At 71.9% G+C, this 17,274-nt stretch carries 12 protein-coding genes; 5 read left to right on the forward strand and 7 right to left on the reverse strand.

Annotated elements, in window-relative coordinates:
* Nucleotides 1–57: 57 nt before the first annotated feature.
* Together ACFWJW_RS07620 and ACFWJW_RS07625 are read right to left on the reverse strand one after the other, a co-directional pair.
* Nucleotides 58–1,839, reverse strand: coding sequence for an ABC transporter ATP-binding protein (locus ACFWJW_RS07620; RefSeq protein ID WP_387236388.1), 1,782 nt, complete (start codon nucleotides 1,837–1,839; stop codon nucleotides 58–60).
* Nucleotides 1,836–3,635 (reverse strand): ABC transporter transmembrane domain-containing protein, encoded by a 1,800-nt coding sequence (locus ACFWJW_RS07625; RefSeq protein ID WP_387236391.1) that lies wholly within the window; start codon nucleotides 3,633–3,635, stop codon nucleotides 1,836–1,838. The genes ACFWJW_RS07620 and ACFWJW_RS07625 overlap by 4 nt, the downstream gene beginning before the upstream one ends.
* A gap of 206 nt (nucleotides 3,636–3,841) precedes the next feature.
* Between ACFWJW_RS07625 and ACFWJW_RS07630 the strand changes: the two genes are divergently transcribed.
* Together ACFWJW_RS07630 and ACFWJW_RS07635 are read left to right on the forward strand one after the other, a co-directional pair.
* Nucleotides 3,842–4,588, forward strand: a complete 747-nt coding sequence (locus ACFWJW_RS07630; protein WP_387236393.1) for a hypothetical protein — start codon at nucleotides 3,842–3,844, stop codon at nucleotides 4,586–4,588.
* A gap of 151 nt (nucleotides 4,589–4,739) precedes the next feature.
* On the forward strand, nucleotides 4,740–6,161 hold the full coding sequence (locus ACFWJW_RS07635; RefSeq protein WP_387236396.1) for a cation:dicarboxylate symporter family transporter: 1,422 nt from the start codon (nucleotides 4,740–4,742) through the stop codon (nucleotides 6,159–6,161).
* Between the two features lie 60 nt (nucleotides 6,162–6,221).
* Here the strand turns inward: ACFWJW_RS07635 and ACFWJW_RS07640 are convergent, their stop codons facing one another.
* A complete protein-coding gene (locus ACFWJW_RS07640) occupies nucleotides 6,222–7,655 on the reverse strand; it encodes a Gfo/Idh/MocA family protein (protein ID WP_387236399.1) in 1,434 nt (477 codons plus the stop codon).
* Between the two features lie 330 nt (nucleotides 7,656–7,985).
* On the opposite strand from ACFWJW_RS07640, the gene ACFWJW_RS07645 reads away from it, so the two are divergent.
* Nucleotides 7,986–9,356 (forward strand): alpha-amylase family protein, encoded by a 1,371-nt coding sequence (locus ACFWJW_RS07645; protein WP_387236402.1) that lies wholly within the window; start codon nucleotides 7,986–7,988, stop codon nucleotides 9,354–9,356.
* Nucleotides 9,357–9,430: 74 nt separating this feature from the next.
* Here ACFWJW_RS07645 and ACFWJW_RS07650 read toward each other — a convergent pair whose 3' ends face one another.
* Together ACFWJW_RS07650 and ACFWJW_RS07655 are read right to left on the reverse strand one after the other, a co-directional pair.
* Complete coding sequence (locus ACFWJW_RS07650) at nucleotides 9,431–12,361, reverse strand: FAD-binding and (Fe-S)-binding domain-containing protein (protein ID WP_387236405.1); 2,931 nt, start codon at nucleotides 12,359–12,361, stop codon at nucleotides 9,431–9,433.
* Nucleotides 12,362–12,445: 84 nt separating this feature from the next.
* Nucleotides 12,446–12,904, reverse strand: coding sequence for a MarR family winged helix-turn-helix transcriptional regulator (locus tag ACFWJW_RS07655; RefSeq protein WP_387236408.1), 459 nt, complete (start codon nucleotides 12,902–12,904; stop codon nucleotides 12,446–12,448).
* 124 nt (nucleotides 12,905–13,028) lie between these two features.
* Between ACFWJW_RS07655 and ACFWJW_RS07660 the strand changes: the two genes are divergently transcribed.
* Nucleotides 13,029–14,846 carry an ABC transporter ATP-binding protein gene (locus ACFWJW_RS07660; protein WP_387236411.1) on the forward strand — a complete coding sequence of 606 codons (1,818 nt, stop codon included), beginning with the start codon at nucleotides 13,029–13,031 and terminating at the stop codon, nucleotides 14,844–14,846.
* Nucleotides 14,847–15,017: 171 nt separating this feature from the next.
* Here ACFWJW_RS07660 and ACFWJW_RS07665 read toward each other — a convergent pair whose 3' ends face one another.
* Nucleotides 15,018–15,596 carry a winged helix-turn-helix transcriptional regulator gene (locus ACFWJW_RS07665; protein ID WP_387236414.1) on the reverse strand — a complete coding sequence of 193 codons (579 nt, stop codon included), beginning with the start codon at nucleotides 15,594–15,596 and terminating at the stop codon, nucleotides 15,018–15,020.
* Nucleotides 15,597–15,720: 124 nt separating this feature from the next.
* Here ACFWJW_RS07665 and def point away from each other — a divergent pair, with 124 nt between their 5' ends.
* Entirely contained in the window at nucleotides 15,721–16,383 is a 663-nt protein-coding gene (def, locus tag ACFWJW_RS07670) for a peptide deformylase (protein ID WP_387236417.1), read from the forward strand.
* Nucleotides 16,384–16,411: 28 nt separating this feature from the next.
* Here def and ACFWJW_RS07675 read toward each other — a convergent pair whose 3' ends face one another.
* Complete coding sequence (locus tag ACFWJW_RS07675; RefSeq protein WP_387236420.1) at nucleotides 16,412–17,239, reverse strand: SDR family NAD(P)-dependent oxidoreductase; 828 nt, start codon at nucleotides 17,237–17,239, stop codon at nucleotides 16,412–16,414.
* Nucleotides 17,240–17,274: the final 35 nt, after the last annotated feature.

Here is a 17,274-nt window from a genome sequence, read left to right on the forward strand (position 1 = left end):
GTCTGCGCCGCCGGGCCGTACCGGCCGCCGTAGCGGCATCAGGGCCGGCCTCCCACATCAGCCGTGCCAGGACCGCCAGAGTGCCGCGTAGGCACCGTCGGCCGCGACCAGTTCGTCGTGGCTGCCCAGTTCGCTGATCCGGCCGTCCTCGACGACCGCGATCACATCGGCGTCATGTGCGGTGTGCAGCCGGTGCGCAATGGCCACTACGGTGCGGCCGTCCAGCACTCTTCCCAGTGAGCGCTCCAGGTGGCGGGCCGCCCTCGGGTCGAGCAGGGAGGTCGCCTCGTCCAGCACGAGGGTGTGTGGATCGGCCAGTACCAGCCGGGCCAGCGCGATCTGTTGGGCCTGCGCGGGGGTCAGGGCGTGTCCGCCCGAGCCGACCTCGGTGTCCAGCCCCTTGTCCAGGGCCCGCACCCAGTCGTCGGCGTCCACCGCGCCGAGCGCGGCCCACAGTTCGGCATCGGCCGCTCCGGTGCGCGCCAGCAGGAGGTTGTCGCGGAGCGAGCCGACGAAGACATGGTGTTCCTGGTTGACCAGCGCCACCTGCTCGCGGAGCCGCTCGGCCGGCATCCTGGAGAGCTCCGCGCCGCCCAGGGTGACGCTGCCGACGCGGGGCCCGTAGATACCGGCCAGCAGCCGGCCGAGCGTCGATTTGCCGGCGCCGGACGGTCCGACCAGCGCCAGCCGGCTCCCCGGGCGCACCCGCAGCGAGACCTCGCGCAGCACATCGACGTCCGCGCGGTAGCCGAAGCTCACCCGGTCGGCGCGGACGTCCCGGCCGTCCGGGTGCCGGTCCGCATCGGTGGCCTCCGGGGCGATCTCCCGGACGCCGACGAGCCGCGCGATGGACACCTGGGCCTCCTGAAGCTCGTCGTACCAGCGCACGATGATGCCGACCGGGTCGATCATCATCTGCGCCAGCAGCGCCCCCGTCGTCAGCTGCCCGGGGCTGATCCAGCCCTCCAGGACGAAGGCGCCGCCGAGCAGCAACACCGAGGCCAGGAGCAGCACATGCGCCATATCGATGACGGGGAAGAGCACCGAGCGCAGAAAGAGCGTGTAGCGCTCCCACTGGATCCATTCCCGGATGCGGCGCTCCGACAGCGCGATCCGGCGGGCCCCCAGCCGGTGGGCCTCGACCGTGCGCCCGGCGTCCACGGACTCGGTGAGCACGGCGGACACCGCGGCGTATCCGGCGGCCTCCGAACGATAGGCGCCCGGCGCCCGCTTGTAGTACCAGCGGCAGCCGACGGTCAGCAGCGGCAGCGCGACCAGCACGGCCAGGGCCAGCGGCGGCGCGGTCACGGTCAGTCCGCCGATCAGCAGCGCCACCCACACCACACCGATGGCCAGCTGAGGTACGGCCTCGCGCATCGCGCTGGAGAGCCGGTCGATGTCCGTGGTGATCCGCGACAGCAGATCGCCGGTGCCGGCCCGCTCCAGTACGCCCGGCGGCAGCGCCACCGAGCGTACGAGGAAGTCCTCCCGCAGATCCGCCAGCATCCGCTCGCCGAGCATCGCCCCGCGCAGCCGGACCATCCGGACGAACACCGTCTGGGCGGCCAGCGCGACGGCGAACACCGCGATCGTGCGCCCCAGTGGGAGGTCGCGGGCGCCCGCGGACAGCGCTTCGACGATGCCGCCGAGCAGATACGGGCCGGCCATGGAGGCGATCACCGCGGCCGCGTTGGCGGCGATCAGCACCGTGAACGCCCCGCGGTGACGGCGGATCAGGCCGCGGACGTAGCCGCGGACGGTGGCCGGTGAGCCGACGGGGAGGGTCGTGAGGGTCTGCGGGGCGTCCGGATCGTGTTCCGGGGGCGCCAGGCCGATCATGCGGTCTCCTCGATCTGGCCGGTCGACAGCGCCGGCTCGGGGTCCGTCTCGCGGGTGACGACGGCGCGGTAGGCGGGGTGGCTGAGCAGCAGTTCGCGGTGGCCGGCCGTGGCGACCGCCTTGCCCTCCTGGAGGAACACCACCTGGTCGGCCCGGTCCAGGAGGAGCGGGCTGGAGGTGAGGACGACCGTCGTCCGGCCGGTCCTGAGCGCCCGCAGACCGTCGGCGATCCGGGCCTCGGTGTGGGCGTCGACGGCGCTGGTCGGCTCGTCGAGCACCAGCACCTCCGGGTCGGTGACCAGCGACCGGGCCAGTGCCAGCCGCTGTCGCTGCCCGCCGGACAACGACCGCCCGCGCTCGGTGATGTAGGTGTGCATCGGGTCGCCCGAGTCGTCGACCGAGGACTGTGCCAGCGCGGTCAGCACATCGCCGCACTGGGCCGCGGCCAGTGCGTCCGTCGCGCCCACCCGCCCGGAGGCCGGGACGTCGAGCAGTTCGCCGAGGGTGCCGGAGAGCAGCATCGGGTCCTTGTCCTGGACGAGTACGGTCCTGCGGGCGGTGTCCCGTGGCAGGTCGTCCAGCGGGGTGCCGCCGAGGACGACGGACAGACCGGCTCCGTCCTCGCCGTCCTCGTCGGCCTGCGGCGGGTGTCCGCCGAGGCGTTCGGCGAGCCGGCCCGCGGCGTCGGGGTCGCCGCAGACCACCGCGGTCAGCCGGCCGGCCGGGGCGGTCAGACCGGTGACCGGGTCGTGCAGTGCGCCGGTGGGCGTCGTCCCCTGGGCCGTGCCCGGTCCGCCGGCGGGCCGGTGCTGGGCCAGGACGCGGGCCGTGCGCTTCGCGGAGGGTTTGGCGAAGGAGTATGCCTGGGCGATCTCTTCGAACCGCCGCAGCGGGAAGAGCAGGAAGGTGACCGCGCTGTAGAGGGTGACGAGATCGCCGACGGCGATGGTGCCGTCGAGGGCGAGCCGGGCGCCGTACCAGACCACCGCGATGAGCAGCAGGCCCGGCAGCAGTACTTGGACGGCCGAGATCAGGGCCCACATCCGGGCGCTGCGGACGGCGGCCTTGCGTACCTCTTGGGAGGCGCTGCGGTAGCGGCCGAGGAAGAGTTCCTCGCCGCCGATGCCGCGCAGCACGCGCAGCCCGGCGACGGTGTCGGAGGCCAGCTCGGTGGCCTGGCCGGCCTTCTCGCGCTGGGCGTCGGCGCGCCGGGTGGCGGGCGGCAGCAGCGGCAGGACGGCCAGCGCGAGGACGGGTACCGCGACGGCCACCAGGATGCCCAGTTCCGGCTGGTAGAAGGCCAGGGCGACGGAGACGCCGAGGGTGGTCAGGGCCGCCGCGGCGAACCGGGAGAGGGCCTCGACGAACCAGCCGATCTTCTCCAGGTCGCCGGTGCTGACGGTGACGATCTCGCCGGCCGCCACCCGGCGGGTCATGACCGAGCCCAGTTCCGTGGTTTTGCGGGCGAGCAGTTGCTGCATCCGGGCCACGGCGGTGATCCAGTTGGTGACCGCCGCGCGGTGGAGCATGGTGTCGCCGGCCGCGACCAGCGCGCCCAGGGCCAGGATCAGGCCGCCGGCCAGGAGGAGCCGCTCGCCGTCGCGGTCCACCACGGCCTGCACGGCGAGGCCCACCGGCAGCGGGGAGGCGGCGATGGCGCCGATGTTCACCAGCCCCCAGGCCAGGGCCTTGAGCTGGCCGCCGAGCTGCTGTCGGCAGAGCCACCGGAGGAAGGCGCCGCCCGTACGGACGTCCGGGACGCCCGGGTCGGGGTGCGGAAGGTCACGAAGGTGCATGGTGTTCCAGCCGGAGTCGTGGTGAGGGGGCGGCAGCAGGCCGTCCCGGCAGGCGAAATGCCCCTCCGCGCATGCTCGTCGTCGGTGGAGGTCCTGGAAGATTGGCCCGCGGACTGGGCGGATTTCAAACGGTTTTTCCGCTGTGGCCAGGTGATTCGGACAGTCGTGCGGTGGCCGGTGGTCCGCGGGGTGCGAGCATGGGGGCCATGCGGACAGCGGGCAGTGCGATGCGGACGGCGGCGGTGGCCGCGGCGGGGCTGGTTCTTCTGGCGGGCTGCGGCGGCGGTGCGGGCGGCGACGGCAAGGATGACGGTGCGGCGAAGGGGGAGCGCCCCCGTGGCCCGGCCCGCGGCGGGTCGTCCACCACACACCTCAAGCACATCCCCGAGGTCGGCACGGCCCTGCGGTCACGGATCCCGGCCGCTTCCCGGCAGGTGGTGGCGGTCTACGGCGCGGGCGTGAACTCCGCCGACGCCACCGTCGTCCTCTACGACAAGGGCGCCAACGGCTGGGACCGCAAGGGGAGTTGGGACGCGCACAACGGCCGGCGCGGCTGGACGGTGAATCATCACGAGGGGGACAAGCGCAGCCCCGTGGGGGTGTTCCCGCTGACCGATGCGGGCGGTGTGCTCCCGGACCCCGGCGCCAAGCTGCCCTACACCCACTCCTCGGCCTTCACCCCGCCGTCGTACTGGGCCAAGAGCACCCGTCACGACTTCGACTACGTCGTCGCGATCAACTACAACCGCGTCAAGGGGACCTCCCCGCTGGACCCGACCCGGCCGCAGGGGCAGTCCAAGGGCGGTGGGGTCTGGCTGCATCTGGACCACGGCAGCGGCACCTCCGCCTGTGTCAGCGTCCCGAAGGCCGGGATGCGGGCCTTGCTGCGCGCCCTCGATCCGGCGCGGCACCCCGTCGTCGTCATGGGGGACAAGCCGCATCTCGCGGCCTGAGGTGGTGGGGCGCGCGATCCGCCTTGGATCAAGCTCCAAGATTTCCGGGGAAGTTGTCCCGCCCTCTTTCGTGGCGAACAACAAGCGGCCATAGTGACGGACCGCGGAAGTCCACTTCCGCATCCCAGAATCCGTCCATGGAGGAGTGCCCGTGCCGCACACCACCGGAACTCTCGCCCGCCGCGCCGGCCGTCACTTGCGCACCAGCCTGTTCACCCAGGTCCTCCTCGCCCTGGCGCTCGGCGTCCTCGTCGGACGCCTGTGGCCGGCGGCGGGTTCGTCGCTCCAGCCGCTCGGTGACGGCTTCGTCCGCCTGATCAAGGCGATGATCGCGCCCCTGGTCTTCTGTGTGGTCGTCGCCGGCATCACCAAGGCGGGCGACCTCAGGGCCTTCGGCCGGATCGGGGTCAAGGCCCTGATCTGGTTCGAGGTGGCGACCAGCATCGCGCTCGTCGTCGGCCTGCTGGCCGCCAATGTCTTCACCCCCGGCGCCGGAATGCATATCGACCCCGCGACCCTGGACGAGGGTGCCGTGGACGCCAAGACGGGCGGCGGACAGCTGCCCTCCGCCGCCCAGTTCGTCCTGGAGTCGCTGCCGCACAGCGCGGTCGGCGCGTTCGCCGAGAACGCGCTGCTCCAGGTCCTGGTGCTGGCCTGCCTGGTGGGCGCCGCGCTGCTGCACCTCGGGCAGAAGAAGGTGCCGCAGATCCTGCCGCTGATCGAGCAGGCCCAGGACGTCGTGTTCACCGTCGTCGGCTTCATCATGAGGCTCGCCCCGCTCGCGGTCCTCGGTGCCACCGCCCACCTGGTCGGGGAGTACGGCCTGGGCGCGATGTCAACGTACGGCAAGCTGATCGCGGTCTGTTACGGCGTCGCGCTGGCCTTCCTGGTCCTGCTCGCGGGGGCCCTCAAGGCCGTCACCGGGCTGAGCCTGTGGAAGTTCGTCCGATACACCCGTGAGGAGCTGCTGCTGGCGCTCGGCACCGGCTCCAGCGAGACCGTGATGCCGCGGATGATGCAGAAGCTGCGGGCCGCGGGCTGCCGGGACGACGCGGTGGGTCTGGTGCTGCCGACCGGCTACTCCTTCAACCTCGACGGTGCCTCGATCTACCTCTCCATCGGCACGCTCTTCATCGCGCAGGCCATCGGGGTCGATCTGACGCTCGGTCAGCAGGTCACGGTGGTGCTGGTACTGATGCTGACCAGCAAGGGCATGGCGGGCGTCCCGGGTTCGGCGTTCCTCGCGCTGTCCGCGACGGCCTCCGCGCTGGGCGTCATCCCGGCCGCCGCGGTCGCCCTGCTGCTCGGCGTGGACCGGATCATGGACTCGATGCGGGTGGCGACCAATCTGCTCGGCAACTGTGTCGCGGTCTTCGCGGTCTCCCGCTGGGAGGGCGCGCTGGACCGGGTGACGGCGAAGAAGGTCCTGAACGGCGAACATCCGGCCGCCTCCCCGGCCGACGGACGGGCGGAGCAGGGCCGGCTGCCCCAGCGGGCCGAACCGGTGCCGGACCCGCCGAAGGAGTCGGTGGCCGAACCGGGCACCGCCTCCGCCCCGCCCCGCGACACCTGAGGCACCGGGCCCGGCCGGCAGCGTGCCACCACCGCCCGCCGGGCCCCGGAGCGCTCCCTCCTACTCCTCCGGCTTCTTCGAATCCATCCCCGGCCGTGCCTTCTTCCACAGCCCGCGGGTGAAGTCGGGAATCTCCTGCGGCGCGCCCTTCGCCTTGATCGACAGATCGCTCAGCGGCACCGGCGCGGTCCAGGTCGCCGCGTCATAGACGTCGAAGTCCGGTACGAGGCCCAGCCGCATGCACTGCATCAGCCGGAAGACCAGCATGTAGTCCATGCCGCCGTGCCCGCCGGGCGGGTTGGCGTGCTCCTTCCACAGCCAGTGGTCCCACTCCGCGTACTTGCTGAAGTCGCCCCACTCGTCGTTGCTCTGGTCCGGCTCGATGTAGATCCGCTCCGGATAGTCCTCGAAGACGCCCTTGGTGCCGCCGAGGCTGTTGATCCGGCTGTAGGGGTGCGGGGTGGAGACATCGTGCTCCAGCCGGATCACCCGCCCCTTGGCGGTCTGGACGAGGCTGATCGTCCGGTCGCTCTCGATGTACGACTCCTTCCAGCTGGGGTCGTTCGCCGGCATGTGCTCCTTGCGGTAGGCGGCGAGACCGAGGGCGGGGGTGCCGAAGCTGGAGATCCGTACGGCGCGGTCGCCGCGGTTGATGTCCATGTAGTTGGCGACCGGACCGAACCCGTGGTTGGGGTAGAGATCGCCGCGCAGCCGGGTGTGCCACAGCCGGCGCCAGGGCCCCTCGTAGTACTTGGGGTCGAACATCAGGCCGCGCAGATCGTGGTTGTACGCACCGGCCCCGTGCAGCAGATCGCCGAACAGGCCCGCATGGGCCATCCGCAGCACCCGCATCTCGTTCTTGCCGTAGCAGCAGTTCTCCAGCTGCATACAGTGTCTGCGGGTGCGCTCGGAGAGGTCGACCAGCTCCCACAGCTGGTCCAGCCGCAGCGCCAGGGGGCATTCCACGCCTACGTGTTTGCCGTTGAGCATCGCGGTCTTCGCCATGTCGAAATGCCAGTCCCAGGGCGTGGCCGCGTAGACGAAGTCGATGTCGCCGCGCTTGCAGAGGTTCTCGAAGTCATGGTCGCCCTTGGTGTAGACGGCAGGCGCCGGCTGCCCCGCGTCGGTGACCTTCTTGGCGGCCTTGGCGGTCTTCTCCTTCACCGGGTCGCACAGGGCGACGACGCGGACGCCCGGCACCGCGAGGAACAGGTCGATCATGCTGCCGCCCCGGTTGCCGAGGCCGATGATGCCGACGCGTACGGTGCCGCGCCGCTCGAAGGGCACTCCGATCATCGTCCTGCCGGTGGCGCGGGGGGCCGCGGCGGCGGCCGTCGCGGGGGCCGCCGCGCCGGGTGCGGCCGCCGCGGCCGGTCCGGCCGAGAGGCCGCCGAGCCCCAGTCCGGCGCCCGCCGCACCGGCGGTCCACAGGACCGAACGGCGGCTCGGACCGGCCTCGTTGGGGTCGTGGTTCTGCGATGGTGCCTCGTTCATCGGTCCTCCAGGAGCGGTGGGGTGCCGGGGCATACGTGAACCTCGGTCAGGACCCTGTCGGCCGTTGGCCTGAGGCACAAGAGGGCCGATTGGACTCTTGTTACGGCACACTTGGACTCTTTGCCGCAAGAGCGGATCCATCACGGCCAGGCCGGACGCGCCGCCGTCAACACCTTTCGCAAGGCGCTGAAAAGCCTTGCAGAAAGCCTTGACGTGTCCACAAGGCAAACGGCAGGCTCCGGTACGGACATCCCCCCATGGCGGCCGGCGCGTGGCTGCTCTCGTGGGCGCGGTGCGCGCTGCCGCGCCCCATGACCAAGGAGCCGCAAGATGCAGCAACGTTCCCGTCTGGTGGGCGGGGCGCTGGCCGGCGTGCTGGCCGCGGCCGGCCTCGCCACCTTCGCGCCGTGGGCCTCCCAGGCCGCCCCGCCCGGCGAAAAGACCGTCACCGCCACGCTGTTCGAGTGGAAGTACGCGGACGTCGCCAAGGCATGCACCGACCAGCTCGGCCCGGCCGGCTACGGCTATGTCGAGGTCTCACCCGCCTCCGAGCACATCCAGGGCGACCAGTGGTGGACCTCCTATCAGCCCGTCAGCTACAAGATTGCCGGCCGGCTGGGCGACCGGGCCGCGTTCGCCTCGATGGTCCGCGCCTGCCACGGCGCGGGCGTCAAGGTCATCGCCGACGCCGTCCTAAACCACATGGCGGCCGGCTCCGGTACGGGCACCGGCGGCACCAAGTACACCAAGTACGACTACCCCGGCACCTACCAGGACCAGGACTTCCACGGCTGCCGCAAGAGCATCTCCGACTACGGCGACCGCGATGACGTCCAGACCTGCGAACTGGTGGGCCTCGCCGACCTCGACACCGGCCGTGACCACGTCCGCACCACCCTCGCCAAGTACCTCGACGACCTGCGGTCACTGGGCGTGGACGGCTTCCGGGTGGACGCCGCCAAGCACATCTCGGCCGCCGACCTCGCCGCCATCAAGGGCAAGATGCACGACCCCGGTTACTGGGTGCAGGAGGTCATCCACGGCGCCGGTGAGGCGGTGCAGCCCGAGGAGTACACCGGCAACGGCGATGTCGACGAGTTCCGTTACGGCCACCACCTCAAGAGCGCCTTCCAGGGCGGCAACCTCGCCCAGCTCAAGTCCATCGCGGACGGCAAGCTCGGCAGCGATCGCGCCCGTACCTTCGTCGACAACTGGGACACCGAGCGCAACGGCTCGACGCTCACCTACAAGGACGGCGCGGCCTACACGCTCGCCAATGTCTTCATGCTCGCCTCGCCCTACGGGTCGCCGAACGTCTACTCCGGCTACGAGTGGTCCGACAAGGACGCCGGACCGCCCAGCGGCCGCGACGGCTGGACCGGTCAGCACGCCAAGCAGGCGATCACCGGGATGGTCGGTTTCCGCAACGCGGTGGGCTCGGCGGAGCTGACCGACTGGTGGGACAACGGCGGCAGCGCGATCGCCTTCGGCCGGGGCGGCAAGGGGTTCGTCGCCCTCAACAACGGTGACGGGGAGCTGAAGCAGACCTTCGCCACCTCGCTGCCCGCCGGCACCTACTGCAACGTCGTGGCGGCCGCGCCGTCCGCGTGCGACGGCCACACCGTCACCGTGGGGGACGACGGCAAGGCCCGGCTCACGGTCCCCGCCAAGGGAGCGGTGGCGCTGCACCGCACGCGCTGACCCGCACTCCCGCATCCGCCGGGCGGACCTGCCGCTCCCGGCGGATGCGGGCCGCCCGCCGCCCGGCCACGCGCTCAAGCGGGCCGGGTCGCCAGCTCCAGCGCCTGAAGGACCGAGTAGTAGCCCCGCCCCGCCGTCGCATGGTCCATCCCGACCTCGCACATCCGGTTCGCCGACAGATGCGCATCGAAGTGCCGGGCGGTCACCTCGGCCGCCTCCTTCGCGGTGGCCGACTCGGTCAGCTCCCGGTGCAGCATCCCGCGGTCCCCGGCGAACGCACAGCAGCCCACGTCGTCCGGCACCACGACCTCCCGCGCACACGCCTCGGCCACCCGGCGCAGCTGCGAAGCGTCGCCCAAGTGCTGCATGGCGCAGGTCGGATGGAGCACCGCCGAGCTGACTTCGCGCACCGTCTCCAGACGGGGCAGCAGCTCCTCGGCGGCCCAGACGACCGAGTCGACGACGGTCAGCTCCTCGTGCAGCGCGCGGTTACCGGGCGTCAGATACGGCACGACCTCATGGGCGAGGCCCAGCGTGCACGAGGAGGCGTCCACCACCACGGGCAGCCGCCCGCCCGCGGTCCACCCCCAGGCCGCCTCGACGATGCGGTTGGCCATCACCTCGGTGCCGCGCCGGTACCCCTTGGAGTGCCAGATCGTGGCGCAGCAGGTCCCGGCCACGTCCGGCGGGATCCACACCGGCCGGCCCGCCCGCCGCGACACCGCCACCACCGCCTCGGGCAGCGACAGCCCGGGGAACCCGGCGGGCGGCCCGAAGATCCGGTTCACACAGGCCGGGTAGTAGACCGCGGCCGCGCCCACCCGCCGGCTCGCGGGCCGCGTACGGGGCGCCGCGCCGGGCATGTGCGGCAGCCACTCGGGCACCAGGCCGGGGGGTACGGCCTTACGGGCGGCGCCGGTCACCGGCCGCAGCAGCCGGTCGCCGATCCGGTCGGCGGCGGCCACCGCCAGCCGCGCCGCCCGCTCGACGGCCTTGAACCGCCGGGCGGACAGCGCGGCGATCCGCTCCTCGCGCGCAGTGTGCCGCAGGTGCCGGAAGTCCTTCATCAGCGCGCCGGTGTCGATCCCCACCGGGCAGGCCAGTTGGCAGACCGAGTCGCCGGCGCAGGTGTCCACCGCGTCATAGCCGTAGGCGTCCAGCAGCGCGGTGGTGACGGGGGAGCCGGCCGGCTGGCGCAGCATCTCGCGGCGCAGCACGATCCGCTGGCGGGGTGTGGTGGTCAGGTCCCCGCTGGGGCAGGCCGGTTCGCAGAAGCCGCATTCGATGCACGGGTCGGCGCGGGCCTCGACCCGGGGGAGGGTCTTCAGCCCGCGCAGATGCGCCCGCGGGTCACGGTCGAGCAGGACACGGGGTGCCAGGATGCCGTGCGGGTCCACGGTCTCCTTGATCCGCCACATCAACTCCGTTGCCCGCGGGCCCCATTCGAGCGCCAGGAACGGCGCGATGTTCCGGCCGGTGGCGTGCTCGGCCTTCAGGGAGCCGTCAAAGCGCTCGACGGTCAGCCGGCAGAACTCGTCCATGAACGCGGCGTAGCGCGCCACGTCGGCCGGCTCCGCTGCGTCGAAGGCGAGCAGGAAGTGCAGATTGCCGTGTGCGGCGTGGCCCGCCACGGCCGCGTCGAAGCCGTGCCGGGACTGGAGTTCCAGCAGGGCCGTACCGGCCTCGGCGAGCCGGGCCGGCGGCACCGCGAAGTCCTCGGTGATCAGTGTCGTCCCGGGCGGCCGGGAGCCGCCCACCGCCGTCACGAACGCCTTGCGGGCCTTCCAGTAGCCGCCGATCGCCGCCGCGTCCCGGGTGAAGGCATTGGTGACGGACGGGACCGGCGCGACCAGCTCCAGTTCCGTCAGCACCCGCGCCGCGGCCCGCTCGTACGCCTCCTGGCCCGCTTCGTCGGGCGCCCGGAACTCCACCAGCAGTGCGGTGGTCTCCTTGGGCAGCGCCGCCCAGTCGGCGGGCACCCCGGCCACCCGCACCGAGGCGCGCAGCGTGTTGCCGTCCATCAGCTCCACGGCCCGTGCGCCCGCCGCGTTGAACCGCGGTACGGCCGCGGCCGCGGCACCGAGCGTCGGGAAGAACAGCAGCGCACTGGAGGTGTACCGGTCCAGCGGCAGGGTGTCGAAGACGGTCTCGGCCAGGAAACCGAGGGTGCCCTCGGAGCCGACGATCAGGCCGCGCAGGATCTCCACGGGGGTCGTGCCGTCGAGGAAGGCGTCCAGGCGGTAGCCGTTGGTGTTCTTGATCTCGTACTTGGCGCGGATCCTGGCCACCAGTTCCGGATCCGCCTCGATCTCCGCCTTCAGCGCCAGCAGGCCCGCGCACAGCGCCGGTTCGGCATGCGCCAGCTCCGTATCGGCGTCCGGTTCCGCGGTGTCGACGATCGTGCCCGAGGGCAGCACGAGGGTGGCCGAGGCCAGCGTCCGGTAGGAGTTACGGGTGGTGCCGGCCGTCATCCCGGAGGCGTTGTTGGCGACCACGCCGCCCAGCGTGCAGGCGACCGCGCTGGCCGGATCGGGCCCGAGCAGCCGGCCGTACCGGGCCAGGGTGGTGTTGGCGCGCAGCACGGTGGTGCCCGGCCGGATGCGGGCGCGGGCCCCGCCGTCGAGCACCTCGATGCCGGTCCAGTGCCGGCGTACGTCGACGAGGATGTCCTCGCCCTGCGCCTGCCCGTTGAGCGAGGTCCCGGCGGCCCGGAAGACGACCTTGCGGCCCTTGCCGTGCGCGTAGGAGAAGACCGCGGAGATGTCGTCGAGGTCCTCGGCCACCACCACGACCTGCGGTACGAAGCGGTACGGGCTGGCGTCGGAGGCATAGCGGACCAGGTCGGAGAGGGAATGCAGCACCTTGTCCGGACCGAGCAGCGCGATCAGGTCACCGCGCAGCGGCTCGGGGGTGCCGGCCGCCCGCGGGCCGGCCACCCGGTCAGGGGCCGGGCCGCCGGGGGCGGTGGGCCGCAGGGTCTGGGGGTCCGGCTCCAGCAGGGGCATGGCGGCACTCCTCCGGTTGACTGGGTGTCAGGGCCGGCCCCGATGAACGGGCGTGCACCACCGGCCCACCGGACCGGCCCTGGCTCAATGCGCGGCCCCCGGCCCGTCGACCAGGGTGGACAGCAGTCCGCCGAGCACCTCGCGCTGCTCGGCGGTGAGCGGTGCCAGGATCTCCTCCGCCGCGGCCCGCCGCGCACTGCGCAACGCCCGCAGAGTGGAACGGCCGGTGTCGGTCAGCTCGATCCGGATCACCCGCCGGTTGGCCGGATCGGGTACCCGGCGCACCGCGCCACGGTCCTCCAGCGCGTCCACCAGCGTGGTCACCGCGCGTGGGACGACCTCCAGCCGCTCGGCGAGGTCGGCCATCCGTGGCGGGGTGTCGCCGTAGTGGCCGACGATCCGCAGCAGCCGGGACTGTGCGGGGGTGAAGGAGAGGTCCAGGTGCTCCAGATGGTGCTTCTGGGCGCGGTGCATCCGGCGGGTCAGCCGTACCAGCTGCTCGGCGAGGTTGGTGGTGCTGACCGTCGGCTCGGGGGAGGGCATACCGCGAGGATAGCGGAAAGCAGGATCTTGTTCATTGTGAGCTTAGGTAACAATGGGCTAAGCTCCGCGATGCTGGTGCGCCTGTGCGCACCCACCTGTCTTCCGCACCCCCTCGAAGGAGCCCATGCGCAGCGACGAACCCCAGTGGACCCCACCGCCCAAGGACCCGGAGAAGCCGGTCCCGGTGCGGCGGATCCTCGCGCTCTTCCGCCCCTACCGCGCCCGGCTCGCCCTCGTCGGCCTGCTCGTCGGCGCCTCCTCGCTGGTCTCGGTCGCCTCCCCGTTCCTCCTCCGCGAGATCCTGGACGTGGCGATCCCCGGCCGGCGCACCGGACTGCTCACCCTGCTCGCCCTCGGCATGATCGTCACCGCCGTCACCACCAGCGTGTTCGGTGTGCTCCAGACCCTGCTGTCCACCACCGTCGGCCAGCGGGTGATGCACGATCTGCGCACCGCGGTCTACGCCAAGCTCCAGCGGATGCCGCTGGCCTTCTTCACCCGCACCCGGACCGGCGAGGTCCAGTCCCGGATCGCCAATGACATCGGCGGGATGCAGGCGACGGTCACCTCCACCGCCACCTCCCTGGTCTCCAACCTGACCTCCGTCCTCGCCACCGTCTGCGCCATGCTCGCGCTGGACTGGCGGCTGACCGTCGTCTCGCTGCTGCTGCTTCCGCTCTTCGTCTGGATCAGCCGCCGGGTCGGCAACGAACGCAAGAAGATCACCACCCAGCGGCAGAAGCAGATGGCCGCCATGTCCGCGATGGTCACCGAGTCCCTCTCGGTCAGCGGCATCCTGCTCGGCCGCACGATGGGCCGCGCCGACTCCCTCACCCGGACCTTCGCCGGTGAATCCGAGCGCCTGGTCGACCTGGAGGTCCGCGCCAACATGGCCGGCCGCTGGCGGATGGCCACCATCGGGATCGTCATGGCCGCCATGCCCGCGCTGATCTACTGGGCGGCCGGCCTGGTCCTCCAGTTCGGCGGCCCGGTCTTCTCCCTCGGTACCTTGGTCGCCTTCGTCTCGCTCCAGCAGGGCCTGCTGCGTCCCACCGTCTCCCTGCTCTCGACCGGCGTCCAAATACAGACCTCACTCGCGCTCTTCCAGCGCATCTTCGAGTACCTCGATCTGCCGGTCGCCATCACCGAGCCTGCCGAGCCGGTCCGTATCCCGGCCCCCCGGGGCGAAGTCCGCTTCGAGAACGTGACGTTCCGCTACGACCCCGAGGCCGCCGCCACCCTCGACGGCATCGAACTGACCGTCCCCGCCGGCGGCAGCCTCGCCATCGTCGGCCCCACCGGCAGCGGCAAGAGCACCCTGAGCTATCTCGTGCCGCGGCTCTACGACGTGACCGGGGGCCGGGTCACCCTCGACGGCGCGGACGTCCGCGACCTCGACTTCGACACCCTCGCGCGCTCGGTCGGCGTGGTCTCCCAGGAGACCTACCTCTTCCACGCCTCGGTCGCCGACAACCTCCGCTTCGCCAAACCGGACGCCACCGACGAGGAGATCGAACGCGCCGCCCGGGCCGCCCAGATCCACGACCACATCGCCGCCCTTCCCGACGGCTATGACACCCTCGTCGGCGAGCGCGGCTACCGCTTCTCCGGTGGCGAGAAACAGCGTCTCGCGATCGCCCGCACCATCCTGCGCGACCCGCCGGTCCTCGTCCTGGACGAGGCGACCAGTGCTCTGGACACCCGCACCGAACACGCCGTGCAGCAGGCCATCGACGAGCTGTCCGCGGGCCGCACCACCCTCACCATCGCGCACCGCCTGTCCACGGTCCGCGACGCCGACCAGATCGTCGTGCTGGACGCCGGCCGGATCGCCGAGCGCGGCACCCATGACGAGCTGCTCGCCGCCGACGGGCGTTATGCGGCGCTGGTACGGCGTGACGCATACCTCACCCCGGTCGCCGATCAGGTGATGACCCCGTAAGTGACCCACGGGTAAGGTCGGAGGCGCGGCGGCCAGTTCATTGGTCGGGGTGGCCGCCGCACTCATTCGTCGGCTGCCCGCCGCCCCGGCGCTGGCCGGTGGCGGCGTCCCGCTGCGGGGCACCGTACGGACGGGCCGGTCGCCTCGCCCCCGCGGGACGGGCGGCGACTCTCAATCCTGGTCCGCACCGTCTCCCGTGTGGGGGAGCAGCGGGAACAGCCGCGTGATCAGGGCCACCGGCAGCGCGCCGTCCGGCCGGGCCAGGGGCCGCTGTTCGCGGTCCTGGTAGGGCGCGAGCGCCCGCCGGATCACGTCTGCGACCCGGCTCATCTCCTCGGGTGTCAGGTAGGCGACGGCGCTGAAGGCTTCGTCCTGGCGCCATGCGGACGGCGCCTCCTCCCGCTGGGTCAGCCATCGCTGCCAGCTCTCGTCCTCCAGCCCTCGGGCCAAGTCACCGAACTGCTCCGCCATGGGCCGGTCGGCGGCGGGGGTGTGCTGCCGCAGCCGCCAGGGGCGTGCGCGGCCCCCACGGTGCGGGGCCTCTTCGACGTATCCGTGCCGCGCGAGCTGCCGCAGGTGAAACGAGCAGAGACCGGAGCTGTGGCCCAGCCGCGCGGCGGCTTCGGTCGCCGTGACGGTGCCGACTTCGGCGAGCAACTCCAGCAGAGCCGTGCGGACTTCGTGCTCGCGCAAGGCGCCGTCGGTACCGGCTGTCTGCTCGTCCGGGGCGTTGAGGTCATCTTCAGTCACTTTGCAAAGTCTGCTACTTTGCAAAGGAGTTGGCAAGCGACGGTCCTTCGGCAGTCCTTGCTGCCGGTATTCAGCCGCGGTGACCTCCGCGGCATCTGTGGCGTGCGCAAAAGGGGAGACAGTCATGCCTGTTCGTCACGAGCGGTCCCGTCCCGTCGACCGGCGGGCGCGGGTGCAGGGCCGTCCCGTCGACTCGTATCCGGCGCTGCCGGCGGAGGCGGAACGGGGGGCGGAGCGCCGGGTCACGGTGGTGGGGGAGGAGGTGCTGAGCCGTCGGTGCCGGGAGGTGACCGCGTTCGGAACCCCGGAGCTGTCGGCGTTGATCGACGACATGTTCCGGACCATGTATGTGGCCGACGGCGCGGGCCTGGCGGCCAATCAAGTCGGCGTCGATCTGCGGCTGTTCGTGTATGACTGCCCGGACGACGACGGGATCCGTCATGTCGGCCACCTCATCAACCCGGTGCTGGAGCTGCCCGGTCCGGGCAGTCGCCGGCTCCTTGACGACTTCGAGGGCTGTCTGTCCGTGCCCGGTGCCACCATGGCGGTTCCCCGCACCGACCGCGCTGTCGTCCGCGGCTTCGACAAGGACGGCAGCCCTCTCACCATCGAGGGGACGGGCTACTTCGCCCGGTGCCTCCAGCACGAAACCGATCACCTCAACGGCCAGACCTACCTTGACCGCCTCGCCAAGCGGGACCGCAAGGACGCCTTGCGGCAGATGGAGGACCGTCGCGCGGACGTCTTCGCCCGGCGCGCGCTCAAGGCCGCCGATCTGGACCGGTGAGCCGCGGTGGTTCCGGGCGCCGCGACGGCTATCCGGCGGCCGGCCGGTCGATGAGGGCGTGGGTCAGCTGCATCAGGCGCTCCCTGGCGTCGAGGTCATAGCTCTGAGCGTGTGCCCGGGTGTCGGTGAACTGGTCGAAGTAGCGGCCCGTGGTGGTGGCGAGTTCCGGATCGAGCAGCAGCCGGACGGTCGGGCGCACCCCCTCCTCGATGCCGGTGACCGGAGTCAGCCCGTAGGCGCGCACTCCGTCGGTGTCCATCAGGTGGGCCGGATGCAGCGTGTTGACCGTGACGCCGGTGTCCGCGAGCTCGGCGGCCAGGTGGAAGGTCGCCATGATCAGCGCGAGCTTGCTCCGGCAGTAGGCGCGCAGCCCCTCGTAGTCCCGCTCCAGCATGAGGTTGTCGAAGTCGAGGGCCTCCTGCCCGATCGAGGCCACGTTGACCACGCGGGCCGGCGCCGACGCGGTCAGCAGCGGCAGCAGCGCACGGGTGAGGGCGTACGGGGCGAGGTGGTTCACGGCGAACCGCAGCTCATGGCCCTGCCGGCTCACCTCGCGCCGGAGCGGCTCGGTGCCGCCGCCCGCGACGGCGTTGTTGATCACGCCGTCGAGCCGGGGTTCCGCCGCCCGGATCCGGTCGGCCATCGCATACACCTGGTCGAGGTCGGCCAGATCCGCGAGGTAGGTACGGACGGTGGCGTCGGGGGCGGCGGCGCGCACATCGGCCGCCACCTTCCCGAGCCGGGCAGGGTCGCGGCCGTGCAGCAGGACGGTGCCCCCGTGGGCGGCGAGTTCGAGGGCCAGGCCGCGGCCCATGCCCTGGGTGGCGCCGGTGATCAAGGTGGTACGTCGCGTCATGGCAACCAGCCTGCGGGCAGGGCGCGATGACCGAC

It is taken from the genome of Streptomyces sp. NPDC127097 (assembly GCF_042724075.1).
GTDB lineage: Bacteria > Actinomycetota > Actinomycetes > Streptomycetales > Streptomycetaceae > Streptomyces.

Bases quoted from the DNA above. Each gene is read 5' to 3' on its own strand.
- def (WP_387236417.1), top strand. From the start codon at position 15,721: ATGCCTGTTCGTCACGAGCGGTCCCGTCCCGTCGACCGGCGGGCGCGG.
- ACFWJW_RS07660 (WP_387236411.1), top strand. From the start codon at position 13,029: ATGCGCAGCGACGAACCCCAGTGGACCCCACCGCCCAAGGACCCGGAG.
- ACFWJW_RS07630 (WP_387236393.1), top strand. From the start codon at position 3,842: ATGCGGACAGCGGGCAGTGCGATGCGGACGGCGGCGGTGGCCGCGGCG.
- ACFWJW_RS07620 (WP_387236388.1), bottom strand. From the start codon at position 1,839: ATGATCGGCCTGGCGCCCCCGGAACACGATCCGGACGCCCCGCAGACC.
- ACFWJW_RS07650 (WP_387236405.1), bottom strand. From the start codon at position 12,361: ATGCCCCTGCTGGAGCCGGACCCCCAGACCCTGCGGCCCACCGCCCCC.
- ACFWJW_RS07645 (WP_387236402.1), top strand. From the start codon at position 7,986: ATGCAGCAACGTTCCCGTCTGGTGGGCGGGGCGCTGGCCGGCGTGCTG.
- ACFWJW_RS07625 (WP_387236391.1), bottom strand. From the start codon at position 3,635: ATGCACCTTCGTGACCTTCCGCACCCCGACCCGGGCGTCCCGGACGTC.
- ACFWJW_RS07655 (WP_387236408.1), bottom strand. From the start codon at position 12,904: ATGCCCTCCCCCGAGCCGACGGTCAGCACCACCAACCTCGCCGAGCAG.
- ACFWJW_RS07675 (WP_387236420.1), bottom strand. From the start codon at position 17,239: ATGACGCGACGTACCACCTTGATCACCGGCGCCACCCAGGGCATGGGC.
- ACFWJW_RS07640 (WP_387236399.1), bottom strand. From the start codon at position 7,655: ATGAACGAGGCACCATCGCAGAACCACGACCCCAACGAGGCCGGTCCG.